Genomic DNA, 6,157 nt, shown 5'->3' with positions numbered 1-6,157 from the left:
GTTGGGGAGGGGTCGCTCTTGTGGGAGCGGCTCCTCCCTTTTTTTGCGCCCAGACTTGTGAACATGTGAAAAACCATTCCGGTGGCCCGGGAAAGAAGGGTAGAGAAAGGGCGGGCCCCTCGGGAGGCCCGCCCTTCACCTTTCATCCCGGCTCACCGGTCCCGTCCGGTCGCAACCGGTGGACGGTGTCAGAAGCCGTAGTTGTACATCGTCCCGCCCGGGTGGACCTCGGTGCCGTTGCGGTAGGCGTAACCGCCGTAGGCGTTGCCCTCGGCGAAGGTCCAGCCGCCCAGGGTCCTTCCGTGCAGCGCCACGGGCCAGTGCGTCTCCCTGTCGTCGTAGCCCCTCAACGTGTAGTGGATGTGGGCGCCGGTCGTGTGGCCGCCGGCGCAGAGGCTGTTGCCCTGGGTGCCGAGGTAGCGGCCGGTCCCCACGTCACCCTCCAGCCACTGGTAGTCCTCCAGGTGGTAGTAGTCCGTGGCGAACCCGTTGGTATGGAGGACCCTGGTCCAACCGCTGCACAGGCTGATGGCATACCCGCCGCGGGCGGCGTGGGCGGTCCCGTTGCCGCCGGCGAAGTCGACGGAGCTGTAGGGCCTCTCGTATCCGCTCCACCCGTGCGGCCCGGTGGTCATGGTCATCGACGTGCCGATCTCGAAGGGCAGGCCCACCCCGACCGCCTGGCTCGGGGACACCTGCTCCGAGTCGGTGGAGGCGGCGATGGCCTCCCGGTCTTCGGTGTCCATGAGCTCGGACCCGGCGATCGTTTCGGAGAACTCGGAGGTGCCTTCCAACCCGACGGTCCACTCGCCCTCGTTCTCGGCGGTGAACAGCCAGGCGTACGGACTGTCCTCCGAATTCATGGCAGCGGTCACGATGGCCACGCCGAAGGCCGCGTCACCATCGGTCTCACGGATGTCGACGCGGACCTCTCGGTCCTCATCGTCCAACGTGGACAGGTCGTTGCCGTACTCGGCGAGGACGCCCTCGACGACGGCGTCGGCCAGCACGTCCTCGGACGCGTTCCCGCCGACCGCCGGGGGCAGTTCGGAGGTGATCTCCTCGGTGGCGGTGACATCGACGTTGGGGGCCTCTGCCAGGTCGACCGAGGCCGGAACGGGGGTGGCCTGGGCGACACCGGTGGAAACGAGCAGGGCGGTGGCGGCGGTCAGGGTCAGCGCGGTCGACCTCGCCCTGTGGGGGACGAAAGAACCGTTGCGGACCTTACAGGGGGACTGGGGGTTCACTGGTCTCCTCGGGGGTTCTCGAAGGTGGAGGCACGAAGGAGGAATGAGGAATCGTGCGCTATCGCAAGCTAACCTTCGAAAACTACGGAAACAAGGGTAGTTGTCTACATTCGTCGCGCGGACGCCGTCCCCGCCGTCCCGTGTGCGGGGCCCGTCAGCCGTGGAGTGTGCGGGTCTCCAGGCCGAGCAGGAGCTCCTTGCGCCACACGCCGCCCGAGTAGCCGGTCAACGTTCCGTCGGCGCCGATGACCCGGTGGCACGGCACCACGATGCTGATCGGGTTGCGCCCGTTGGCCGAGCCCAACGCGCGGGAGGAACCCGGACGGTCCAGATCCCGGGCCAGTTCCCCGTAGCTCGCGGTCCGGCCGTAGGGCACGGTCGTGAGAGCACGCCACACGGTCAGCTGCCACTCGGTCCCCGTCGGGGCCAGCAGTAGATCGAAGTCGCGGAGACGGCCCTCGAAGTAGGCCTGCAACTGGCCTACCGCCTCGGCGAACGGGGCGTCGTCGCGTACCCACCCGTTCTGCAGGACCTGGTTCTTCTCGTCCGCCCCCCGCGTGTGGATCCCGGTCAGGGCTTCCCCGTCGCCGGTGAGGGTGAGCTCACCGACGGGTGAGTCCATCAGTGTGTACCGGGTCGGCCCCTCCAAGGGTGTGCGGAAATCGAGGCCGGGCACCCGGCGGGCACCGGCGGCCCCGTCCGTGGACGCCAGCGGCAGCATGTCCTGTTCGGCGGTCATTCTCGGCTCCCGGTGTCGGTGGTTTCGGTGCTCTCCCCCTCGTTGAGGGAGGCCCAGAGCAGGTGGGTGGCGTAGGAGCGCCACGGGCTCCAACGGTGAGCGATCGCCGCGGTCTCCTTCGGGGCGCCGGGCACGCCCAGGGCCTCCAGCCCCACGCGCACGCCCAGGTCCCCGGAGAGGAACACATCGGGATCACCCAGGCCCCGCATGCGGATGTGATCGGCGGTCCAGGGGCCGATCCCGTGCAGCCCGACCAGGGCGCGCCCGGTCGCCTCGCGGTCGGCCCCCGGGCCCAGGTCCACACGGCCCGTCGCGATCGCCTCGGCCAGTCCGGTGAGGGCACGCCCCCGTGCCGGCGGCAGTCCGAGGTCGGCGGGGTGGGCCGAGGCGAGTGTCTCCGGGGAAGGAAAGACCCTGGTCAGTCCGGTCTTCTCCCCGGTGTCACCGTCATTGCTGTCCCCGGCCGCCAGCCCCTCCGGCAGCGGCCGGCCGAAGCGTTCGGCGAGGCGGCCGGCCAGGGTCCGGGCGGCCTTCACCGAGACCTGTTGGCCCAGGACCGCGCGGGCCGCGAGTTCGGCCGGGTCGGCGTGGCCGGGTGAACGGATGCCCTGGTGGCCTCGCACGATCCCGCCCAGAAGTGGATCCTCGCCCAGGGCCTCGGCCACGGCGGTGGGGTCGGCGTCCAGGTCCAGCATCCGACGGCAGCGCCGGACCGCGGTGGTGAGGTCGGCGGGGTCGGTCAGCCGCAGTCGGCACAGGACGTACGGGCCGTTCGGGCCAGGGGAGAGCTCCACGGTCCCCGGGCCGCCCGGCAACCGCAGTACCCGGCGGTAGGTGCGGCCGTCGTGGGACTCCACCCCGGGCACGGCGCGGTCGCCGAGGAACTGCAGCATCGCGTCCAGGTCGATCGGTTCGCGGTAGGGCAGACGCAGGGTGATCGCCCCGGGAGCGCTGTTCGCGTCGGGCCGTGACCGGCCCCGGGTACGCATCTGTGTGGGGGAGCGGCCGTGGACCGCCCGCATCGTCTCGTTGAACTGGCGGACGCTGCCGAACCCTGCTGCGAAGGCGATGTCGGTCAGCGGCATGTCGGTGGTCTCGGTGAGTACCCGTGCGGTTTGGGCGCGTTCGCTGCGGGCCAGCGCCACGGGGCCGGCCCCGACCTCCGCGATCAGGAGGCGGCGCAGTTGCCGCGTGCTGTACCCGAGGTGGCGGGCGAGCCCGTCGACGCCGGCGCGGTCGACCGCGCCGTCCTGGATCAGGCGCATCGCCCGGCCCACCGTGTCGGCTCGGCCGTTCCATTCCGGTGATCCCGGGGCCAGGTCGGGGCGGCACCGTTTGCACGCGCGGAACCCGGCCTCCTGGGCGGCCGCGGCGGTCGGGAAGAACCGGGTGTTCTCGCGCCGAGGGGTCTGTGCCGGGCAGCTCGGCCGACAGTAGATCCCTGTGGTGCGCACAGCCGTGTAGAAGATCCCGTCGAAGCGGGGGTCACGGCTGTGTACGGCGCGGTAGCGCTGGTCGTCGTCGAGCACATTCCCCATGATCACCCATGGGAGGGAGCGGGACCGGCGGTTTTCGGCCATCGCGCTCGAATGGGATCGTCACTGCTCGGAACGGTTCTCCGGGGCCTGGCCGGGGTCGCCGCTGTGTTCTCCGGAACCGCCCTCCGACCCGGCTTCGGGCAGGGCCCCGTGCTCGCGCAGGTAGTCGATGTAGACCGGGCGCAGGGCCCTCTGCACCTTCGGGTCGGTCTCGGTGGAAAAGGCTTCGTACAGGAGGCCGGAGAGCTGGGCGATGCTGGCCTCGCTCGCCTCCTGTCGACCGGCTGCGGCCTCGGCGGCGGGCAGCATCCTCAGAACCTTCCAGAAGAAGCTCACGTCCCACCGGTGTCGAGCCAGCTCCACCGCGTCCTCGTGCAGCTTCTCGGTGCTGATGTGGTCGAACTCGGTTTCGTTGTCTTCCATGCCCGGACGATACCCATCCCTGCCTCGGAGGTACTCGAGTGAGCTGAGTTACCCTGCAGACGTGTTGTACAACTCTTCCCGGGCGTCCGGAACGGGTCTCCCACAAGGAGGGCCGGGGGTGCGGGAGGACCGTCGTGAGGGGTTTGCCATGGTCGAGAGCGCCGCACGTGTGGTCGTCGCCAAACCGGGTCTGGACGGCCACGACCGCGGGGTCAAGGTCGTGGCCCGCGTTCTGCGTGACGCCGGGGTCGAGGTCATCTACACCGGGTTGCGTCAGAGCCCGGAGATGATCGTGGCCGCCGCGCTGCAGGAGGATGCCGACGGGATCGGACTGTCGGTGCTCTCGGGTGCCCACATGACGATGTTCGGCCGGGTCATGGAGCTGCTCGAGGAGAACGACGCCACCGACATCCGTGTCTTCGGCGGCGGCATCATCCCCGAAGGCGACATCGGGAGCCTGGAGCAGATGGGGGTGGCCAAGGTGTTCACGCCCGGTGCCCCCACCGCTGACATCGCCGCGTGGGTGAAGGAGAACATCCGCCCCATGCACACCGCCTGAGACCGGATGCCCGGGGCGCGTGCGGTCTCCGGCCTTCCTGTTCCGCCGGTGACCTCGGTCGCATTTCCGGGCTCTGCGGGGGAGGAAACCGTCCCCGGGGACTGTGATCCCCGGTGGTTCTCATCACAGATTTTCCCATGCGGGAACTACCGTACTGCCGCATGTGCCGACTTTGCGGTGGCTGAAGCGGGGGTGAAGCCGGACCCGGTGTCCGCCCCGGTTTTCCCGAACGACTAAACTTTGCCTGTGTCGCGGGTGGCTACGCCGCGGCGATCTCGATCTTCTGTAAACGGCTCAGCCCTACGGGGCAGGCGTCGTGTGACACGTGTCAGTGGGTCACAGCCGATCCGGACGAGGCCACCCCCGTAGACATTCTGAGCCAGCGAGCAACAAGGACGGACCCTCGTGGACCTGTTCGAATACCAGGCGAAGGAACTCTTCGCAGAGTACGGAGTTCCCGTACCCCAGGGGAAGGTGGCGAGCACGGCCGCTGAGGCACGTGCCATCGCTGAGGAGTTCGCTGCCGCCGGTAAGTCCCGCGTCGTCGTCAAGGCGCAGGTCAAGACCGGTGGCCGCGGCAAGGCCGGCGGCGTGAAGGTCGCCGACGACGCCGAGGACGCCCAGGCCAAGGCCGAGCAGATCCTCGGTATGGACATCAAGGGCCACACGGTCCACCGTGTCCTCATCGAGGAGGCCTCCGAGATCGAGGAGGAGTACTACTTCTCCTTCCTGCTCGACCGCGCCAACCGCACCTTCCTTTCCATCTGCTCCGCCGAGGGCGGGGTGGAGATCGAGGAGGTCGCCGAGACCAACCCCGATGCGGTCGCCCAGATCTCGATCGACGCCCTCCAGGGCGCCCCGGCCGACGTGGCCGCCGAGATCGTCGAGTCGGGCAAGCTGCCCGCGGCCGCCGCCGAGGGCGCTGTCGAGGTCGTCACCAAGCTGTGGGACGCCTTCGTCGGCAAGGACGCGACCCTCGCGGAGGTCAACCCGCTCATTCTGACCAAGGACGGCCGTGTCGTCGCTCTCGACGGCAAGGTCACCCTGGACGAGAACGCCGAGTTCCGCCAGGACCTGGACAGCCTCGCCGTCTCGGAGGAGGGCGACCCGCTCGAGGTCGCCGCCAAGGCCAAGGGTCTGAACTACGTCAAGCTCGACGGTCAGGTCGGCATCATCGGCAACGGTGCGGGTCTGGTCATGTCCACCCTGGACGTGGTCGCCTACGCCGGCCAGAAGCACGGCGGTGTCGAGCCCGCCAACTTCCTGGACATCGGTGGCGGTGCCTCGGCCGAGGTCATGGCCAACGGGCTGGAGATCATTCTCGGCGACGCCGGCGTCAAGAGCGTCTTCGTCAACGTCTTCGGCGGCATCACCGCTTGCGATGCCGTCGCCAACGGCATCGTGCAGGCGCTGGAGATGCTCGAGGGGCGCGGCGACGATGTCAGCAAGCCGCTGGTCGTGCGCCTGGACGGCAACAACGCCGAGCTGGGCCGCCAGATCCTGACCGAGCGCGCCCACCCGGCCGTGCGACAGGTCGACACGATGGACGGCGCCGCCGCTCAGGCCGCCGAGCTCGCGGCGAAGTAGGGGACGAAAAACCATGGCTATCTTCCTGAACAAGGACAGCAAGGTGCTGGTCCAGGGCATGACC

Annotated in this window: 6 protein-coding genes; 2 read left to right on the top strand and 4 right to left on the bottom strand. The window is 69.3% G+C overall.

The genetic code is table 11. The features are described from left to right. Positions 1-188 precede the first annotated feature (188 nt). The 4 genes from D473_RS0123665 to D473_RS0123650 form a co-directional block, all read right to left on the bottom strand. Positions 189-1,247 (bottom strand): M23 family metallopeptidase, encoded by a 1,059-nt coding sequence (locus tag D473_RS0123665; RefSeq protein ID WP_017611524.1) that lies wholly within the window; start codon positions 1,245-1,247, stop codon positions 189-191. Between the two features lie 154 nt (positions 1,248-1,401). Further along, positions 1,402-1,986 carry a methylated-DNA--[protein]-cysteine S-methyltransferase gene (locus D473_RS0123660; protein WP_017611523.1) on the bottom strand — a complete coding sequence of 195 codons (585 nt, stop codon included), beginning with the start codon at positions 1,984-1,986 and terminating at the stop codon, positions 1,402-1,404. After that, complete coding sequence (locus tag D473_RS0123655; protein WP_033353946.1) at positions 1,983-3,524, bottom strand: DNA-3-methyladenine glycosylase 2 family protein; 1,542 nt, start codon at positions 3,522-3,524, stop codon at positions 1,983-1,985. The genes D473_RS0123660 and D473_RS0123655 overlap by 4 nt, the downstream gene beginning before the upstream one ends. 60 nt (positions 3,525-3,584) lie before the next feature. Next, positions 3,585-3,947: a hypothetical protein gene (locus D473_RS0123650; RefSeq protein WP_017611521.1), complete on the bottom strand. Its 363-nt coding sequence runs from the start codon at positions 3,945-3,947 to the stop codon at positions 3,585-3,587. A 148-nt stretch (positions 3,948-4,095) separates the two neighbouring features. Here D473_RS0123650 and D473_RS0123645 point away from each other — a divergent pair, with 148 nt between their 5' ends. Both D473_RS0123645 and sucC read left to right on the top strand, forming a co-directional pair. Then, positions 4,096-4,506 (top strand): cobalamin B12-binding domain-containing protein, encoded by a 411-nt coding sequence (locus tag D473_RS0123645; protein ID WP_017611520.1) that lies wholly within the window; start codon positions 4,096-4,098, stop codon positions 4,504-4,506. Positions 4,507-4,911: 405 nt separating this feature from the next. After that, positions 4,912-6,093 carry an ADP-forming succinate--CoA ligase subunit beta gene (gene sucC, locus D473_RS0123640; protein WP_017611519.1) on the top strand — a complete coding sequence of 394 codons (1,182 nt, stop codon included), beginning with the start codon at positions 4,912-4,914 and terminating at the stop codon, positions 6,091-6,093. Positions 6,094-6,157: the final 64 nt, after the last annotated feature.

It is taken from the genome of Nocardiopsis xinjiangensis YIM 90004 (genome assembly GCF_000341145.1).
Classification (GTDB): Bacteria; Actinomycetota; Actinomycetes; order Streptosporangiales; family Streptosporangiaceae; genus Nocardiopsis; species Nocardiopsis xinjiangensis.
Note: the sequence above shows the minus strand (reverse complement) of the source record. Positions and strands in the feature narration are given on the sequence as shown.

Coding starts and splice junctions, on each gene's coding strand:
- D473_RS0123660 (WP_017611523.1), bottom strand. CDS start 1,986: ATGACCGCCGAACAGGACATGCTGCCGCTGGCGTCCACGGACGGGGCC.
- D473_RS0123655 (WP_033353946.1), bottom strand. CDS start 3,524: ATGGGGAATGTGCTCGACGACGACCAGCGCTACCGCGCCGTACACAGC.
- D473_RS0123650 (WP_017611521.1), bottom strand. CDS start 3,947: ATGGAAGACAACGAAACCGAGTTCGACCACATCAGCACCGAGAAGCTG.
- D473_RS0123645 (WP_017611520.1), top strand. CDS start 4,096: ATGGTCGAGAGCGCCGCACGTGTGGTCGTCGCCAAACCGGGTCTGGAC.